The sequence below is a fragment of the Thiomonas sp. TH-17 genome (assembly GCF_057473305.1).
Map to the genome: position 1 here is coordinate 1 of NZ_JBYCKI010000111.1, position 18,246 is coordinate 18,246.

Here is an 18,246-nt window from a genome sequence, read left to right on the forward strand (position 1 = left end):
CGTTGGTGATGACGTTGTGCATCAGGCCATGCACCGCCAGCGGATGTTCCCACGAAAACGCCTTGTCGATGCGCAGCGGGCTGCCGTCGTCCATCAGTGCGAGATCGTCGGGCGAAGTCGGCCAACCGAGCGGCGCGCCGTTCAGGGGCGTGTCGGGCCGCACGTCCTGCGGGCCACGCGGGTTGCGCACATCGGGCGGAACGTCCTTGGGGTATGGCGCCTTGTGGCGAAAGCCGCCCGGCGCATCGATCGTGCCCAGCAGGCTCATCAGAATGGACAGGGCGCGGATGGTCTGAAAGCCGTTGGAATGTGCCGCCAAACCGCGCATGGCGTGAAAGGCCAGCGGTTTGCTGCGCACCGTGGCGTGCTCGCGGCCGAGCCAGTCGGCCCAGGCGATGGGCAGGTCTTCGCCCTGATCGAGCGCGGCCTGCGCCATCTCTTGCGCCAGTTGGCGAATGCGCTCGGCGCTCACGCCGGTGATCTCCGCGGCCCATTCGGGCGTGCTGTCGGCCAGTTGTTCGCGCAGCAGTTGCAGCGCGGGCGCCACCGGCGTGCCATCGGCCAGACGGTAGTGGCCGGAAAGCGCGGGCTGCGCGCCCTCGCTCCAGGCGGGCACGGGGCGCTGGGTCACGGCGTCCCACCACATCCGGCCTTGCGAATGCTCCGCGCCGGAAGCATCGGGGACGAACAGGCCGTCCTGCGCGTCGCCAGGCTGCACCCGCACGAGTTGCGCCCCATTGGTGTAGTGCGCGGCGAACTCGTCGTCGAACCGGCCGGTGCGCAGCAGTTCATGCACCAACGCCTGCAGCAAGGCGCCATCGGTGCCCGGACGGATCGGGATCCACTCGTCGGCGATGGCGGAGTAGCCGGTGCGCACCGGGTTGATGGAAATGAAACGCCCCCCGGCCCGCTTGAACTTGGACAGCGCGATTTTCATCGGGTTGCTGTGGTGATCTTCGGCCGTGCCGATCATTACGAACAGCTTGGCGCGCTCCAGATCGGGGCCGCCGAATTCCCAGAAACTGCCGCCGAAGGTGTAGATCATGCCGGCGGCCATGTTCACCGAACAGAAGCCGCCGTGCGCGGCATAGTTGGGCGTGCCGAACTGCCGGGCGAACAGCCCGGTGAGCGCCTGCATCTGGTCTCGCCCGGTGAACAGCGCGAACTGCTTGGGGTCGGTGGCGCGCAGGTGGCGCAGGCGATCTTCCAGCGTCTGCAGCGCCTCGTCCCAGGTGATGGGCTCGAACTGGCCCTCGCCGCGCTCGGTGCCGGGTTTGCGGCGCAGCGGCTGCGTGAGGCGCGCCGGCGACACCTGTTTCATGATGCCGGCCGACCCCTTGGCGCAGATCACGCCCTGGTTGAGCGGGTGATTGGGGTTGCCCTCGATGAAACGCACGTCGCCATCGCGCAGATGCACTTTGATGCCGCAGCGGCAGGCGCACATATAGCAGGTGGTCGTCTTCACCTCGGTGTCGCCGGGCGGCGGGGTGAGCGGGTCGTGCAGCGGCTGGTCGTTGGAGAACAGGCGATCAAGCGGTTTGAACAGGGCGGACATGGCGGGTAGCGCTTCTCTGAAGTGGTGCTTTAACCTTAGCCTTGTCACACTCATGCAACAAACGAATTATTCTGATTTTTTATATTTGAATTTGTGATGAATTGAGCGGATTGCTCACGGCTGGAAACAGCTTTGCGGCCTACACTCAACCGTAAATCCAAATATTGCGGCGACGCCCATGCCTCTTTTACACCCTCATTCCACTTACCAACGCCCCGTTCGCATGTTCGGCCTGAGCCTGCTCATGGGGGTGATCGGCGGGCTGGGCGCGGTGCTGTTTCTGCGCATGCTCGACCTGGCGCAGGTCTGGATGCTGGGCGCCATCGCCCATGTGGAGCCGACCACGGTGACGCAAGCCATGTCGCTGCACGCCATACCGCACACGGGCGCGCTGAACTGGTGGATTCCGCTTTCGACCACGCTGGGCGGGCTGATCTCGGGCGTGCTGGTCTACACCTTTGCGCCCGAAGCCGAAGGGCACGGCACGGACGGCGCGGTCAAGGCCTATCACCAACTGGGCGGCTACATCCGCGCGCGCGTCATCGTGGTCAAGAGCATTGCATCGGCTGTCACCATCGGCTCGGGCGGCGTCGCCGGGCGCGAAGGCCCCACGGCGCAGATCGCCGCCGGGGTGGGCTCGCTGATCGGGCGTCTGCTGAATTTGAGCGAAGACGAAAAGCGCCTGATGGTGCTCACCGGTATGGCCGCGGGGCTGTCGGCCATTTTCAAAAGTCCGCTGGGCACGGCCATTTTTGCCGTCGAGGTGCTCTATTCCAGCATGGCTTTCGATGGCCGTGCCCTGCCCTACACCCTCACCAGCGCCGCGGTTGGTTTTGCCACAGTCTGCCTGTTCACCGGCTGGGGCACCTTGTTCACCGTCCCTTCGAGCGTGAGTTTCGACGCGCCGGTTGAGCTGCTCTGGTACGCACTGCTGGGGGTTCTCAGCGGCGTGATGGCGGCGATTCTGCCCACGGTGTTCTACCGCCTGCGCGACGGGTTTCGCGCCCTGCCCATCCCCAACCACGTCAAGCCTGCCATCGGCGGGCTGATCGTGGGCATCGTCGGCATGTTCGCCCCGCAGATTCTGGCCGGCGGCTATGGCGTGATGCAGTTGGCGGTACAAGGAACGGTGGGGGCCGGGGTGCTGTTCCTGCTGGCGCTTTCTCTGCTGAAGGTGCTGACCCTGTCGATGACCATCGGCTCCGGCGGATCGGGCGGCGTGTTTGCTCCCAGCCTTTTTGTCGGCGCGCTGCTGGGTGCGGCCCTGGGCACGCTGATGCATCACCTTGGCATCACAGGTGTGCCCATTGCGGGTTTGGCGCTGGTCGGCATGGCGGCCGTGTTCGGCGGCGCCGCGCGCGTGCCCATCGCCACCATGGTGATGGTGGCCGAGATGACCGGCGGCTACAAGCTCATGGCACCCACCATGCTCGCAGTGGTCATCAGCTTTTTGCTTCAGGTCTGGCTGACGCGCAAAGCGCGTTATCCGTCGCTATACGAGGCCCAGCTTCCCGGCCCCGAGCAAAGCCCGATCTACAAAAACACCCCAGACGCGCACTGAGCCGGGATGCTCAGTCTGTTTTCCTGTGCTCGTGCAGGCCTTGCGAAAGCCCCCTACGATATTGCCGCACTGCAACAACAAAAGGAACGACATGACTGCACCTACCCTGTTCACCCCCCTCCAACTCGGCTCTCTGCAACTGCCCAACCGCATGGTGATGGCGCCGCTGACGCGCTCCCGCGCGCAACAGCCGGGCGACATTCCGGGCGAAATGAATGCACGCTATTACGCCCAGCGCGCCTCGGCCGGACTGATCGTGAGCGAGGCCACGCAAATCTCCCGCCAGGGCCAGGGTTACGCCTTCACCCCGGGCATTTACACCGACGCGCAAGTTGCCGGCTGGAAACTGGTCACCGATGCGGTGCACGCCGCCGGCGGCCATATGGCCATGCAGCTCTGGCATGTGGGGCGCATCTCCCATCACCTGCTTCAACAAGACGGCCAAGCCCCGGTCGCGCCCAGCGCCCTTCGCAGCGACACAGGCGAAGCCTTCGTCGTGCTGCCTGATGAAGGCCCCAAGCGTGTGCCCTGCGATATGCCGCGCGCGCTCGAAACCGCCGAAATTCCGGGCATCATCGCCGACTACCGACGGGCAGCCGAGCGCGCGCTTGAAGCGGGCTTCGACCTGCTGGAGCTGCACAGCGCCAACGGCTATCTGCTGCAACAGTTCTTGGCGACCAACACCAACCAACGCACCGATCAATACGGCGGCAGCCTGGAAAACCGCGCCCGCATCGTGCTCGAAGCCATCGACGCACTGATTGCGGTGGCCGGCGCCAACCGGGTAGGGGTGCGAATCTCGCCGCATTTCAATCGCCACGACATTCAGGATGCGCAGACCGAAGAGATTCACCTGTATCTGGCGCAGGAATTCAATCGCCGCGGCATTGCCTACATCCACATCGCCGAACCCGACTGGGCTGGCGGACCGGCCCTGAGCGACGAGTTCCGCAAAAAGCTGCGTGCCGCCTATGCGGGCCGCATCATCGTCTGCGGCAACTACACCCGGGAATCCGCCGAGGCCCGCCTGGCTTCGGGACTGGCCGACGCGGTAGCCTTTGGCCGCCCCTTCATCGCTAACCCGGATCTGGTGGCGCGTTTTCAGCAAGGCGCTGCACTCAACAAACCCAACCCTTCCACCTTCTACGGCGGCGGCGAGGCAGGCTATACCGACTACCCTTCACTCGACGCCACCCCGGCGACGGTCTGAACGGGTCGATTCAACGCCCGGATTAACGCCCTGCCTTGCTCTCTCAGCGATCTGCCTATCCGGCAGCTTGCTGAGAGCAAGATCAACGATCAGACCTTGACCTTTACGGCTTGGCAACGTACCACGGCATGGCGATTTTCAAGCCGGCGCGCACGCTGAAATCAGGGCTGTAGCCCAACAGGCGTTTGGCCTTGCTGATATCGGCAAGGGAATGCCGCACGTCACCCTTGCGAAAGTCGCGGTAGACCGGCGGAGTGAATTTCACGGCCGTGTCGAGCGCCATGATTTCCTCGCTCAACAACTGGTGAAGGGTGTTCAGGCTGGTCTGCTCGCCAAACGCCACGTTGTAGACCTGATTCGCCGCTTCGGCATGGGTGCTCAGCCCCGCCAGTACATTGGCCTGCACCACGTTGTCGACATAACAGAAGTCGCGCGTAGTTTCGCCATCGCCATTGATGAAACAAGGCTGATTGCTGCGGATGGCCTTGGCCCAATTGGGAATCACCGCCGCATAAGGGCCATTGGGATCCTGGCGGGTGCCGAACACGTTGAAATAGCGCAGCCCAATGCTCTGCAACCCATAGACTCGGCCAAACACGTCTGCGTAGAGTTCATTTAGATATTTGGTCACCGCATAGGGCGACAGCGGCTTGCCGATGAGGTCTTCGACCTTGGGCAAGCCCGGGTGATCGCCATAGGTGGAGCTGGACGCCGCGTAAACGAAGCGACCCACGCCTGCGTCGCGCGCGGCGACCAGCATGTTCAGAAAACCGGTGGCATTGACCGCATGCGTTGCCAGTGGGTTTTCTATCGAGCGCGGCACAGAACCCAACGCCGCCTCATGCAGCACAATGTTGACGTCCTGACAGGCCCGCTGACAAGTCTGCGGATCGACAATGTCTCCCTCGATGAAGGTGTGGCGCTTCCAGGCCTCCTCGCCGACGAGGCGTCGCACTTCATCCAGATTGGATTGATGACCGGTTGAAAAATTGTCCAGACTGACCACGTTCTGTCCATGGGACAGAAGGGTTTGGATCAGGTGAGAGCCGATAAATCCGGCGCTCCCCGTCACCAGCCAGCGCTGGGGCTTCGAAGACAGCAGTTGCTCGATCGACATGGCGGCTCAAAGTCTCCAGACCTGGGCGCCGTGCGACTGGAGCGCGGCAGCGTCGTATTGACACTTGATGTCCATGAAAATGCCAGATGGCTGCAGCTTCCCGAGGATTTCGGCGACCGACATGTCCTTGTAGGCTTGGTGCGCCACGGCCGCCACGATGGCCTGAGCGCGCGGCAATTCGGCCCAAGGCGTGAGAGTGACGCCATATTCATGCATGGCCTCGCCCGCATCCGCTATGGGCTCGTGCACGATCACATTGACCCCATAGGACGCCAGCTCGCGAATCACGTCGATCACTTTGGAGTTGCGCAGATCGGGGCAGTTTTCCTTGAAGGTCAGACCGAGAACGATCACGTCGCTCCCCTTGATCGGCAGGCCCGCCTGACTCATTTGCTTGATCGTCTGCTCGGCAATGTATTTGCCCATGCCGTCATTGATGCGACGCCCTGCCAGAATGACTTGCGGGTGATAGCCGAGCATGTCGGCCTTGTGTGTCAAATAATAGGGATCGACACCGATGCAATGCCCACCGACCAGGCCCGGACGGAACGGCAGGAAATTCCACTTGGTACCCGCCGCCTTGAGCACTTCCAAGGTATCAATACCAATGCGGTGAAAAATGAGCGACAGTTCGTTCATCAGCGCAATATTCAGATCACGCTGCGTATTTTCAATCACTTTCGCCGCCTCGGCTACTTTGATGCTTTCGGCTCGGTGAACCCCAGCCGTAATCACCGAGGCATAAACATTCCCAACGGTTTCAAGCGTTTCCGGGGTATCTCCGGAAACCACCTTGACGATTCGGGTCAGGGTGTGCTCTTTGTCACCTGGATTGATACGCTCAGGTGAATAACCGACGAAGAAATCTTTTTTCCACTTCAGCCCCGACTGTTTTTCAAGAATCGGAACACAGATTTCCTCGGTGGCCCCTGGATAAACAGTCGATTCATAGACAACGATGGCGCCGGGCTTGAGATATTTACCGACGGAGGTACTCGCGCCCACGAGGGGGCTGAAATCCGGGTTGTGCGCATCGTCGACAGGCGTCGGCACCGCGACGATCACAAAATCGGCCTCCTTCAGTTTCGAGGCATCGGTTGTCGGCTCTAGCAAGGTCGCCTGCTTGAGGTTCTCCTGACTGACTTCTCCAGTCGGATCGACATGCTTGCAATAAGCCGATATTTTTTCGACCGAGAGGTCGAATCCAATCGTACGATATTTTTTTCCAAATTCGACGGCCAGAGGAAGACCGACATACCCCAATCCAACCACAGCAACTACTGTCATCGTTCTCTTTCTAAAAGTTAAAATTATCTTGCGCCTTCACCAAAAATCACGACGCGCACCGTCTCGAATAAAATGAAAAAATCGAGAAAGACGCTGTTATTTTTTACGTAGTATAGATCGAACTGCAGCTTTCTCTTCGCGTCTTCCACCGAGGCGCCATAGGCATAGCGCACCTGCGCCCAACCCGTGACACCCGGTTTGACACTATGACGAATCGCATAAAAGGGAATATCCTTTTCGAGCATATCCACAAAGGTCGGACGCTCCGGGCGCGGGCCGACCATACTCATTTCTCCGCGCAAGACATTGATCAACTGCGGTAGTTCATCAATGCGCGTTTTTCGGATGAAAGCGCCAACACGGGTGATCCGGTTGTCATTGGTACTGGCCCATCGTGCTACGCCGTCTTTTTCCGCATCCGTGCGCATACTGCGGAATTTGAGGCAGTAAAAAGACTTTCCAAACAGCCCGACGCGCTCTTGCTGAAAGAACACAGGTCCACGATCTTCTAATTTGATGAACAGCGCAGCCAATAACATGATGGGCCAGAGGGCAAGCAGAAGAACGCTGGCGCTAAAGATGTCGAATAGGCGCTTGGCCCAGGCCCGAATATGGCCTTGCGTGAAACCACCCCCATAAATCAGCCAACTCGCCTTCATGCTTTCCAGCGGAACCTCGCCTTTCAAGCGCTCGTAAAAAGTCGGCAGATTGTGAACCGGGGTGCCGAGAATCCGGGCCTCGAGCAATTGACGGATCGGAAGCACGCCTCCCCGATGTTCGCGCACGGCAACAATGATTTCATCCACCCGCGTAGCGAGCACGACTTGTTCGAGTGGCGTATTTTCGTCAAAGACCTTGCCAGCAAGTTGAACCGGCGCCTGGCCGTCATGCTGAGTGGGATAGAAGCCGACGATGCTGTAGGAAGAACCGTGGTATTCCATGATCTGGCGCGATAGCGCTTGGGCCTCACGCCCATTTCCGACAATCAAAATACGTCGCGTCATGCCAGAAAGCGCTGTTTGTCGCAGAAAAATATAACGGATCAGCACGAGAAATGCCATTTGGAAAAGATAGGCAAACGCCAGCACACGGAATGAACTGCCGGCTTCGGTGAACATCAGGGTGAACCAGTAAACCGGAAAAAAGACGAAGGCGAACGCAACCGAGGTGCGTCCCAAAAAACTGCGCAAGCTGTTTTCTGCATCAATGCGGTAAACACCCAATGCGGTATATAGCAAAGCGGTCAACGCCGTATACAGAATCAGCGGGTAGAACCCCTGCTGAATCCAATATGAAAAATCTTGCTTACCTACGGTCATCATATAAACAGACCAGGTTGCAAGCGCAAACGACAGAATGGAAATCGCCAGATCAACCAGCAATTCCAGCGTCATTTTTGCGGGAATGTAGAGATTAAAGATCTTGAACATTTTTTCACTCTGGGTATTGAATTATGACGTCAGGAAAACAGGCTGCAATCCGGCGCGGTTGCGACACCACCTCGTTGCCAGAATTTTGCGCTGCGAGGCGGTCAGATTGATGTGAAATTTTTGGCAGTTCTGACGACAAATCTGCGCTTCTTGTTTGGCTTGTGGGATTGTTGTCAATCGGGAATGACAGGTCTATCCCCGGCACAGGCGGCACACCCCCCAATTCAAAGGGTGCAATTGCAAAACCAATCGCAAAACAACAGACAGAACGGCTTGGGATCAGTTATTGGCGAGGAGCCATGCACTGGCGCGCTCGGCAATCATGAGCGTCGGAGCGTTGGTATTGCCCGTTGGGACCTCGGGCATGATGGCCGCATCCACGACATGCAGGCCCTCGATGCCCCGGACGCGAAGCTGCGGGTCGACCACACTGGCATCGTCTGCCCCCATGCGACAGGTTCCGACCGGGTGATAGACCGTTTCGGCCTTGCTGCGGATGAATTCGGCAAAGTCGCCGTCCGGAGAGGTGAGCGTTCCGGGAAAGATCTCGGCGCCTCGCCATTTGTCGAATGCGGGTTGCGCCAATATTTCGCGCGACACGCGCGCGGCCTCGCATAGGCGCCGCAGGTCGAAGCCATCGGCGTCGCTCAGGTAGTTGGGCTGAATCAGGGGATGTGCGGCGGGATCGGCACTGCGCAGCCGGATGCGCCCGCGGCTGCGCGGATGCAATACGCAGGCGTGCAGGGTGTAGCCGTAGCCTGGCAGACGCCCTCTCCCGTGGTCGTCGAGCAGCGCGGGAACGAAGTGAAATTGAAGGTCGCAGCGTTCATCGGTGGCGTAGCGCGAGCGCATGAAGCCGCCGCCCTCGGCGGCATTGGAGGTTCCAACGCCCTGACGGGTCAGCCAGAACTGCAAACCGGCCAGGACGACATTGACATGGTCGTAGGTAACGGGCTGGGAGGCGGCGTTCAAGGTGCAGATGTCGAGGTGATCCTGCAGGTTCTCGCCCACGGCAGGTAGATCGCGCACGACCGGAATGCCGATGTCGCGGAGATGATCGGCTGGCCCGATGCCCGAGAGCAGCAGGAGTTGGGGCGAATTGATCGCCCCGCCGCTGAGCACCACGCGCCCTGCTTCTATGCGCTTCGGAGAAGCGCCGCGCGTGCGCACCTGCACGCCAACTGCCCGGTTACGCTCGATCAGCACGCGCTCCGTCAGGGTCTGCGTCAGCACGGTAAGGTTGTTTCGCCCGCGTACGGGAGCAAGAAAGGCGGCAGCACTGGAATGCCGCAAGCCGTTTTTCTGCGTGACCTGGTAGAGCCCAACCCCTTCCTGAGTGGGGCCGTTGAAATCGGCGTTCCGGTTCAGCCCGAACGACTCTCCAGCGGCCATGAACGCGTCGGTCAGCACATTGTGATGCCGCAGATCGCTGACCCCCAGTTCGCCTTGATCACCATGCCAGGCGTTGGCGCCGCGAGTATTGCATTCCATGGCGCGAAACAGCGGCAGCACGGCGCTCCACGACCACGCCGACTCTCCGGTCAGCTCGGCCCAGCGGTCATAGTCTTGCGGCACACCCCGCACATAGCACATGGCGTTGATCGCACTGGAACCCCCGAGCACCCTGCCCCGCGGCCACCACAAACGGCGATGGTGCAACTGCGGTTCGGGCTCCGTGGTGAAGCTCCAGTTGAAGCGCTTGTGGCCCGCCAGCTTGGCAATACCCGCAGGCATGCGGATGTAGGGATGCCAGTCCGAGCCGCCGGCCTCGATCAACAGCACCCGATGCGCTGGGTCGGCACTGAGCCGATTGGCCAGCACACAGCCCGCCGAACCCGCGCCAACAATCACCGTATCGAATTCCATCGCGTCTCCTGTTTTTCTGTCCCGAAATCTACACGACAGTCGGGGAGCGATGGGGCCTCAGTTCTGGCCTCAGTTCTTGCTTTGGTTCAACGCCTGAATGATCTGGATCTGCGCCGGATAACTGGTGCTCAGCTTGGCCCACGGATCGTTGCCGCTGCCCTGATCGGTCAGATAAACATAACCAACGCCCTGCTGGTAGAGACTGGAAAGCGTGGCGGCCTGAGTCTGGGCCAGATTGCTGATTCCCAGCGACAGGTAGGCGAATTTCGCCGACGGGTAAGAAGCGAGGCTCGCTGGCGCGGCGGGTAGATTCAGGTCTGCGCTTTCATGCATCACCGTGATGTCGGCCGTCTGGGCGATGGACAGATCGGGATAGGTGCCGGGATTGATCGCGACCAGCGCGGCCTGACCACTGGCTGGATGGATGCCCTGACGCACCGTGGCAGCGGCCGTCGCGTAATAGCTCGCCAGACTGCCCTTATTGGAGACTTCGTCAAAAAAAACGCCGTCCACGCCGTAGCACTGGGCGTAGGTTTGCACATCCTGCTGCACCAGCGAGAGCGCGCGTGAGCCGTAGTTCGTGTGGACATAACCGAGAACCTTCGCGCCAGCAGCGTGAAGCTGGCCGATGCCCTGCGTGAAAGCGCTGAGCGTGGCCGAGGGCGGAGTGGTGCACGCGGCCGGCCCGTTTTTCGGGTTGATGATGGCGACCGTCGGCACCGCAGCAGCATAGTCGGCCACCTCGGTCCAGGCGGGATTGTCAGAGGTCGTGTAAGTCGCGCCACTGCCGCTGGACACCAGCGGATAGCCGTAGAGCGGCACCAGTACGCCCATCGGCGTGCTTCGCTTTAAGGTCACAGGCGCAGCCCCGACCGTTGCACTGACGGCAGAGGCGCTGGCCCCGCCCCCGCCGCCGCAGCCTGTCAACAACAAACCCGCCAGTCCGATCCACAGGCCTACGTGGCGCATATTCTTAAGCATAAATTTGCTCCCCCCGTTTGATCTGCCGCCATCCCAGTAATTCGTTACCTACCAGTGCAAACATGATCAGTCCACCGCCCATCAAAGTTCCGACGCCCGGTTGCTCACCGGCGCCGATCCAGGCCCAGAGAATACCGAACACGATCTCCAGCAGGCCAAGCAAACCGACCTCCGCCGGGACCAGACGCTGAGCGGCCCAGACAGCGAGCAAGCCCGGCGCAGCGAGCTGAAACACGCCCAAGAACGCCAGCCAGAGCAGATCGTGCAGGTCCACGCTCACAGGCCAGGCCGGAAACGCCACGGCGAGCACAGAGATCAGCGCACCCAACATCACGGCCGCCTGCATCGGCACGGCCGCACCGGCCCGTCGCAGACTAACCCAGTTGGCCGCCGCGCTGAACGGCACGGCCAGCGCGACGAGCATACCCAGCAACTGTGTCGATCCGTTGATGTGATGCAGGTTTTGCCAAGCGATCCCTCCCATGCCCGTCAGGGCAAGGGCGATGGCTAGCCAGGTGCGCACGGGCAAGGCGTGGCGCAGCACCAGCCAGCCCAGCAAAGCGGCGATGAGGGGGCTGAGGCTGTCGGCGATCAGGGTTTGCGCCACCGTGGTCAGGGTGAGTGCCACCATGAAGGCGGTGAACATCACCCCCCAGAACCCGGCCGACAGCCACAACAGCGGGGAAGCATGCCGCACGTCGCGCGCCAGACCGCGTGGCCCTTGCCGCCAGAGCAACCAGGTCAACACGCCCAGCGCCGCAAAGCTGCTGCGCCAGAAAACCAGATCAAGCCCGTTCTGGTGATGCAGATGCCGGGTGATCACCCCCGCCACGCTCCACATCAGCGTGGCGCCGACCATGGCGAGCACGGCGCGGGCGTAAGGTTTGGCCACCATCTGTCGCGCGGGGCTCAGAGCGGGATTCAGCGCGGAATTCAGCGCCGACTCAGGCCGAGCGGCCGGCGCGCTTGCGCTCCTGCTCGGTGAGGTAACGCTTGCGCAGACGCACGCTCTTGGGCGTGATTTCCACCAGTTCGTCGTCTTCGATGAACTCGACGCCATATTCCAGATTCAGGTCGATGGGCGGCGTGACCTTGATTGCATCTTCCTTGCCGGACACGCGGAAGTTGGTGAGCTGCTTGGTCCGGGTGGCGTTGACCACCAGATCGTTGTCGCGGCTGTGAATGCCCACGATCATGCCTTCGTAAACCGGATCACCCGCCTTGACGAACATGCGGCCGCGGTCATCGAGCTTGCCCAGCGCGTAGGTGAAGATTTCACCATCGTCCATGGAGATGAGCACGCCGTTCTTGCGTCCTGCGATCTCGCCCTTGTGAGCCTCGTAGCCGTCGAAAATATTGGAGATCAGGCCCGAGCCACGGGTCAGGTTGAGAAATTCGTTGGTGAAACCAATCAGGCCGCGGGCCGGAATACGGTATTCGAGGCGCACGCGGCCGCGGCCGTCCGGCTCCATATTGACCAGCTCGCCCTTGCGTTCGCCCAGCGCTTGCATCACGCCGCCCTGATGTTGCTCTTCGATGTCGGCCGTCACCAGTTCGATCGGCTCCTGCCGCACGCCGTCCACGTCCTTGAACACCACGCGCGGCTTGGACACCGCCAGCTCGTAACCTTCGCGGCGCATGTTCTCCAGCAGAATCGTCAAGTGCAACTCACCGCGGCCCGACACTTCGAAAATGCCGTCCTCGTCGGTCTCTTTCACCCGCAGCGCCACATTGCTCTGCAGCTCTTTTTGCAGCCGATCCCAGATCTGGCGGCTGGTCACATATTTACCTTCCCGCCCGGCCAGGGGGCTGGTGTTGACGCAGAAGTTCATGGTCAGCGTCGGCTCGTCCACCTTGAGCATGGGTAGCGGCGCCGGGTTGAGCGGATCGGTCAGGGTCACGCCAATGCCGATGTCGGCAATGCCGTTGATCAGCACGATGTCGCCGGGGCCCGATTCCGTCACTTGCACGCGATCCAGGCCCTGGAAGGTCAGCACCTGGTTGACGCGACCCTTGAACGAGTTGCCCTCCACCCCTTCCATCACCAGCACGTCCATGCCGGGTTTGAGCGTGCCGGCGTTGATGCGGCCCACACCGATGCGGCCGACGAAGCTGTTGTAGTCGAGGGCCGAAATCTGCAGTTGCAGCGGTGCTGCCGGGTCGCCGCTGTGCGGCGGCACGTGCTTGAGGATGGTGTTGAACAGGGCCGACATGTCCGGGCCCCATTGCTGGCCGGGCTCGCCCTCTTCCAGCGAAGTCCAGCCGTTGATGCCCGAGGCGTACACCACGGGAAAGTCGAGCTGCTCGTCGGTGGCGCCCAGCTTGTCGAACAGATCGAACGCGGCATTCACCACCGCATCGGGCTTGGCGCCCGGCTTGTCGACCTTGTTGACCACCACGATGGGCTTGAGCCCGAGCGCCAGCGCTTTTTTGGTGACGAAGCGGGTCTGCGGCATCGGGCCTTCCTGGGCGTCGATCAGCAGCACCACGCCATCGACCATGCTCAGTGCGCGCTCGACTTCACCGCCGAAGTCGGCGTGGCCCGGGGTGTCGACGATGTTGATGTGCGTACCTTCCCAGCTCACCGCGCAGTTCTTCGCCAGAATGGTGATGCCGCGCTCGCGTTCGATGGCGTTGTTGTCCATCACCGTGTCCACGACTTTTTCGTGTTCGGCGAAGGTGCCCGACTGGCGCAGCAGCTGGTCGACCATGGTGGTCTTGCCATGGTCGACGTGGGCGATGATGGCGATATTGCGGATGGATTTGCTCATGGTCTTGCTTCCTGATGGAGAGATTCGGGGAGAGATTCGGTTCGGGGTTGTGAAAGGGGAGGCTGTATCGCAAAAGTTCTGGCAGGGGCGAGTTCGTCGGAGCACAGCAGGCGGCGCGGCGATAACACGGCCGCTTCCATGCCTTGCTCCCAGGCGCCGATGCCCAGCAGCACGGCGTTATGACCCGCCGCTAGCGGTCCGTAAACCCGTACGTCTTCGCCCGGCACTACAGGTTCATCCGGCGCCAAACCACTCAGACGCGCACCGTGCAGAAACCGCTGGGCCAAGGCGAGGTCGAGATTCTGGCGCGGCGAAGATTGCAGCAGCACGTCGGTCGGCAGCAGCCTGCTGCGCAGATCGGCAGGGGCCAGCGCTTCGGCCGCGTCAAGCGTCAACGCCCGTTCCAGCGAAAAACCGCCGCTTGCCGTGCGCGTCAGTGCCGCCAGATGCGCGCCACAGCCTAACGCCTCACCGATGTCACGCGCCAGCGCGCGAATGTAAGTGCCCTTGCCACAATGCACGTCCAGCGTCAGTTGGTCGTTTTGCAGTGACAACACGTCAATCGAGTGAATTTGCACCGTGCGGGGCGCCACCTCAACAGCCTCGCCCGCCCTGGCGTAGGCGTAAAGCGGCTTTCCGTCGCGCTTGAGCGCGCTATACACCGGCGGCGTCTGGCTGATGGCGCCGATGAACCGCGGCAGAACGGTATCGACCTGCGCCCGACTCACCTGTACGGCACGGCGTTCGACGATCTCGCCTTCGGCGTCATCGGTCGTCGTGCGCACGCCGAGTTGCAGCACCGCGACATAGCGTTTGTCGGCTTCGAGGTGACGCTGGGCGAACTTGGTCGCGGCGCCAAAGCAAAGCATCAACAGACCGTCGGCCAGAGGATCGAGCGTGCCGCCATGTCCGGCCTTCGCGGCGCGCAGCCTGCGGCGCACGCGAAACAAAGCCTGCTGCGAGGTCAACCCGCGGGGCTTGTTCAGTAGGAGCACGCCGTTGACCGCCTCCCAAGGCGTTTTCTGGACATTCATGGTGGTCAAAACCCGGGCGCGGCGCGCCGGGTCAATCGTCTTTGGCCTGATGCGACAAGGCCTGCTTGATCAGCCCATCCATCTCGGCGGCTTTTTCGGTCGTCGGATCGAACAGGAAATGCAGGGTGGGCACAGTGTGGATCTGCAGGCGCTTGAACAGCAGGCTGTGCAGATAGCCCGCCTTGTTGCTGAGCAACTGACGCGCCGTCTCGGGCTCGGCGCCGATCACGCTGAAATACACCTTGGCATGCGCGTAGTCGGGCGTGAGCTGCACATCGGTAAGCGTCACCAGCCCGAGGTGCGGGTTGCGCAGCTCGCGCTGGATCAGCTCGGCCAGATCGCGCTGGATCTGGTCGGCGATACGCTGGGTCCGGTTGGGCGTGGCGCGTTTCATCTCAGCGCCCGCACGGCCGCCCGAAGGGCGCTGAAGCCCCCTTCGGGGGGCAGCGAATGGAATGAGCGTGGGGGCTGTTTCACTTCAGTCTGACTGCTGGCCCATTACAGGGTGCGCGCCACTTCCTTGATTTCAAAGACTTCGAGCTGATCGCCCTCTTCGATGTCCTGATAGTTCTTCAGGGACAGGCCGCACTCGAAGCCTTCCTTGACTTCGCGCGCATCGTCCTTGAAGCGCTTGAGCGAATCGAGTTCACCGGTGTGAATGACCACGTTGTTTCGCAGCAGGCGCACCTGCGCCGAACGACGCACCAGGCCCGACAACACCATACAGCCGGCCACCGCGCCGACCTTCGGGATGCGGAACACCTGGCGAATCTCGACCAGACCCAGGGTCTCTTCCTTCTTGTCCGGCGTGAGCATGCCTGACATGGCCGCCTTGATCTCGTCGACCGCCTCGTAAATGATGTTGTAGTAGCGGATGTCGATGCCGTTGTTCTCGGCCAGTTTGCGGGCTCCGGCATCGGCGCGGGTGTTGAAGCCGATGATCACCGCGTTCGATGCGATGGCCAGATTGACGTCGCTCTCGGAAATGCCGCCCACGGCCGCATGCACAACCTGCACCTTGATCTCGCTGGTCGAGAGTTTGGTGAGCGCATGGATGAGCGCCTCCTGCGAGCCCTGCACGTCGGCCTTGATGATGAGGGGCAGATTCTTGCTGTTCTCGTCCATCTGCTCGAACATGTTTTCGAGCTTGGCGGCCTGCTGGCGAGCCAGCTTGACGTCGCGGTACTTGCCCTGGCGGAACTGCGCGATTTCGCGCGCCTTGCGCTCATCGAGCAGCACCATGATTTCTTCACCGGCGCTCGGCACTTCGGTCAAGCCCTGAATTTCCACCGGGATGGACGGCCCCGCTTCGGTGACCGGCTTGCCCACTTCATCGAGCATGGCACGCACGCGGCCATACGCTGCGCCGGCGAGCACCACGTCGCCACGCTTGAGCGTGCCCGACTGCACCAGGATGGTGGCCACAGGGCCACGACCCTTGTCAAGACGCGACTCGATCACCAGACCCTTGGCCGGCGCGTCAACCGGCGCCTTCAGCTCCAGCACTTCGGCCTGCAGCAGAATTTGCTCGAGCAGGTTGTCCACGCCTTCACCTGTCTTGGCAGACACAGGCACGAAGGGCGAGTCGCCGCCGTATTCCTCGGGCACCACGCTCTCGGCAATCAGTTCCTGACGGACGCGATCCGGGTTGGCGCCGGGCTTGTCAATCTTGTTCAAGGCCACGACGAGCGGAACTCCCGCTGCCTTGGCGTGGGCGATCGCTTCCTTGGTCTGCGGCATCACGCCGTCATCTGCGGCCACTACCAGAATGACGATATCGGTCGCCTTGGCACCACGCGCCCGCATTGCCGTGAAGGCTTCGTGACCGGGGGTATCGAGGAAGGTGATGATGCCGCGCGGCGTTTCGACGTGATAGGCGCCGATGTGCTGCGTAATGCCACCGGCCTCGCCTGCCGCCACTTTGGCACGGCGGATGTAGTCGAGCAGCGAGGTCTTGCCGTGGTCGACGTGACCCATGACCGTGACCACCGGCGCGCGCGGAAATTGTTCCGCGTCGGCCAGCGCGCCTTCGCCGTCTTCCGTCAGGAAGTTCTCGGGATCGTCGAGCTTGGCGGCAATGGCGGTATGACCGAGTTCTTCGACCACGATCATCGCGGTTTCCTGGTCGAGCACCTGGTTGATGGTCACCATCTGCCCCAGCTTCATCAGGCTCTTGATCACCTCGGCGGCCTTCACCGACATTTTGTGCGCCAATTCGGCCACGGTAATGGTCTCGGGCACATGCACTTCGCGCACGATCATCTCGGCAGGCGCCGCCTGCACATGCTGCTCACCGCCTCGATCATTGCGTCCGCCGCGACGCCCGCCCGTCGTTTTCGGGCCGCGCCAGCCGCCCGGCGCACCGGTGGGATTGCCGCGGGGCTTGATCGCCGCGCCGCGTTTTTTCGCCGCGTCGTCCGCCCAGGAGGACGACAGCTTTTCCGACTTGACCTGCTTGTCGTCCTTCTTTGCCGCACTACCCGGCGCGGCCGTGGCACCGGCCCCGGCCGTCTTGGCGGCGCCCGCCGCCGGCTTGTGGATCGTGCCCTTGATAGTTCCACTCGCAGGCGTTGCCTCGGCCGACTTGACCGCAGGCTTCTCGGCGCGCAGCACGGTGCGCGGGCGCGCCATCATGTCGCGAATGGCGGCGGCTTCCGCCTCGGCGGCCTTGCGGCGCTTCTCGATCTGCGCCAGTTTGGCGGTTTCTTCGGCGTCCTGCTTCTTCTGCGCCGCGGCGCGCTCGGCCGCAGCGGCCTGCGAACTCGCCAACGCCGAGGCAGCCGCCTCGCTGACTTGCGACGGTTCCTTTTCTTGCTTGTCTTGCGCTTGTGCGGTCGGCTCGGCCGTCACGGTCGCGGGCTGTTGCGACTTGGCTGCAGCTTCGCGGGCGGCCTGGGCTTCGCGCTCGGCCTGCTCTCGGGCTTCCTGCTCTTGGCGCTCCTGGGCAGCCCGACGCTCCTGCTCGGCCGCGCGCTGCGCAGCCAGCTCTTCGGCCTGGCGCGCCAGCAGATCGGCCTGATGCTGCGCCTCGGCCTCGCGGCGTTGCAGTTCGGCATCATCCACCACCGGCTCGTTCGACTCGGACTCAGCCGACGCCTCGGCAACCGGTGCGGATTCGTCGCGCTTGACGAAAACGCGCTTTTTGCGCACTTCCACATGGATGGTGCGCGCCTTGCCCGTGGCGTCCGCCTGTTTGATCTCGCTGGTCTGCTTGCGGGTCAGGGTGATTTTTTTACGCTCGCCGCCGGCTGCGCCGCCATGCGCTGCGCGCAAGTGCTCAAGCAGGCGGGCCTTATCGGCCTCACTGATGACGTCGTCTGCCGCGCGCGTTCCGACTCCCGCCTGTTGCAGTTGCTCCTGCAAGAGGTTCAAGGGTTTGCCGAGTTCTGCAGCGAGTTGTGAGACGGTATGACTGGCCATTGATGGTGTGTCCT

At 62.1% G+C, this 18,246-nt stretch carries 13 protein-coding genes; 2 read left to right on the plus strand and 11 right to left on the minus strand.

The genetic code is table 11. From position 1 onward, the window contains the following. The coding region (locus AC2VLV_RS06760) for a molybdopterin-dependent oxidoreductase (RefSeq protein ID WP_486989246.1) at positions 1-1,555 on the minus strand (1,555 nt) is incomplete at its 3' end. Positions 1,556-1,733: 178 nt separating this feature from the next. On the opposite strand from AC2VLV_RS06760, the gene AC2VLV_RS06765 reads away from it, so the two are divergent. Further along, entirely contained in the window at positions 1,734-3,116 is a 1,383-nt protein-coding gene (locus tag AC2VLV_RS06765; RefSeq protein WP_486989247.1) for a chloride channel protein, read from the plus strand. Between the two features lie 91 nt (positions 3,117-3,207). Beyond that, positions 3,208-4,326, plus strand: a complete 1,119-nt coding sequence (locus tag AC2VLV_RS06770; RefSeq protein WP_486989248.1) for an alkene reductase — start codon at positions 3,208-3,210, stop codon at positions 4,324-4,326. A gap of 103 nt (positions 4,327-4,429) precedes the next feature. Here the strand turns inward: AC2VLV_RS06770 and AC2VLV_RS06775 are convergent, their stop codons facing one another. The 10 genes from AC2VLV_RS06775 to infB form a co-directional block, all read right to left on the minus strand. Continuing rightward, on the minus strand, positions 4,430-5,443 hold the full coding sequence (locus AC2VLV_RS06775; RefSeq protein WP_486989249.1) for an SDR family oxidoreductase: 1,014 nt from the start codon (positions 5,441-5,443) through the stop codon (positions 4,430-4,432). Between the two features lie 6 nt (positions 5,444-5,449). Beyond that, positions 5,450-6,730: a nucleotide sugar dehydrogenase gene (locus AC2VLV_RS06780; RefSeq protein WP_486989250.1), complete on the minus strand. Its 1,281-nt coding sequence runs from the start codon at positions 6,728-6,730 to the stop codon at positions 5,450-5,452. A gap of 23 nt (positions 6,731-6,753) precedes the next feature. Further along, positions 6,754-8,160: a TIGR03013 family XrtA/PEP-CTERM system glycosyltransferase gene (locus tag AC2VLV_RS06785; RefSeq protein ID WP_486989251.1), complete on the minus strand. Its 1,407-nt coding sequence runs from the start codon at positions 8,158-8,160 to the stop codon at positions 6,754-6,756. Positions 8,161-8,439: 279 nt separating this feature from the next. Further along, positions 8,440-10,026 (minus strand): GMC family oxidoreductase, encoded by a 1,587-nt coding sequence (locus AC2VLV_RS06790; protein ID WP_486989252.1) that lies wholly within the window; start codon positions 10,024-10,026, stop codon positions 8,440-8,442. A 69-nt stretch (positions 10,027-10,095) separates the two neighbouring features. Continuing rightward, entirely contained in the window at positions 10,096-10,995 is a 900-nt protein-coding gene (locus tag AC2VLV_RS06795; protein WP_486989253.1) for a spherulation-specific family 4 protein, read from the minus strand. Between the two features lie 4 nt (positions 10,996-10,999). Then, positions 11,000-11,902: a DMT family transporter gene (locus AC2VLV_RS06800; protein ID WP_486989254.1), complete on the minus strand. Its 903-nt coding sequence runs from the start codon at positions 11,900-11,902 to the stop codon at positions 11,000-11,002. 49 nt (positions 11,903-11,951) lie between these two features. Next, entirely contained in the window at positions 11,952-13,778 is a 1,827-nt protein-coding gene (gene typA / locus AC2VLV_RS06805; RefSeq protein WP_486989255.1) for a translational GTPase TypA, read from the minus strand. Next, positions 13,775-14,812, minus strand: coding sequence for a tRNA pseudouridine(55) synthase TruB (gene truB, locus AC2VLV_RS06810; protein WP_486989256.1), 1,038 nt, complete (start codon positions 14,810-14,812; stop codon positions 13,775-13,777). The genes typA and truB overlap by 4 nt, the downstream gene beginning before the upstream one ends. Positions 14,813-14,843: 31 nt before the next feature. Beyond that, entirely contained in the window at positions 14,844-15,206 is a 363-nt protein-coding gene (gene rbfA / locus AC2VLV_RS06815; protein ID WP_486989257.1) for a 30S ribosome-binding factor RbfA, read from the minus strand. A gap of 104 nt (positions 15,207-15,310) precedes the next feature. Further along, positions 15,311-18,232, minus strand: a complete 2,922-nt coding sequence (gene infB / locus AC2VLV_RS06820; RefSeq protein WP_486989258.1) for a translation initiation factor IF-2 — start codon at positions 18,230-18,232, stop codon at positions 15,311-15,313. Between the last annotated feature and the right edge of the window lie 14 nt (positions 18,233-18,246).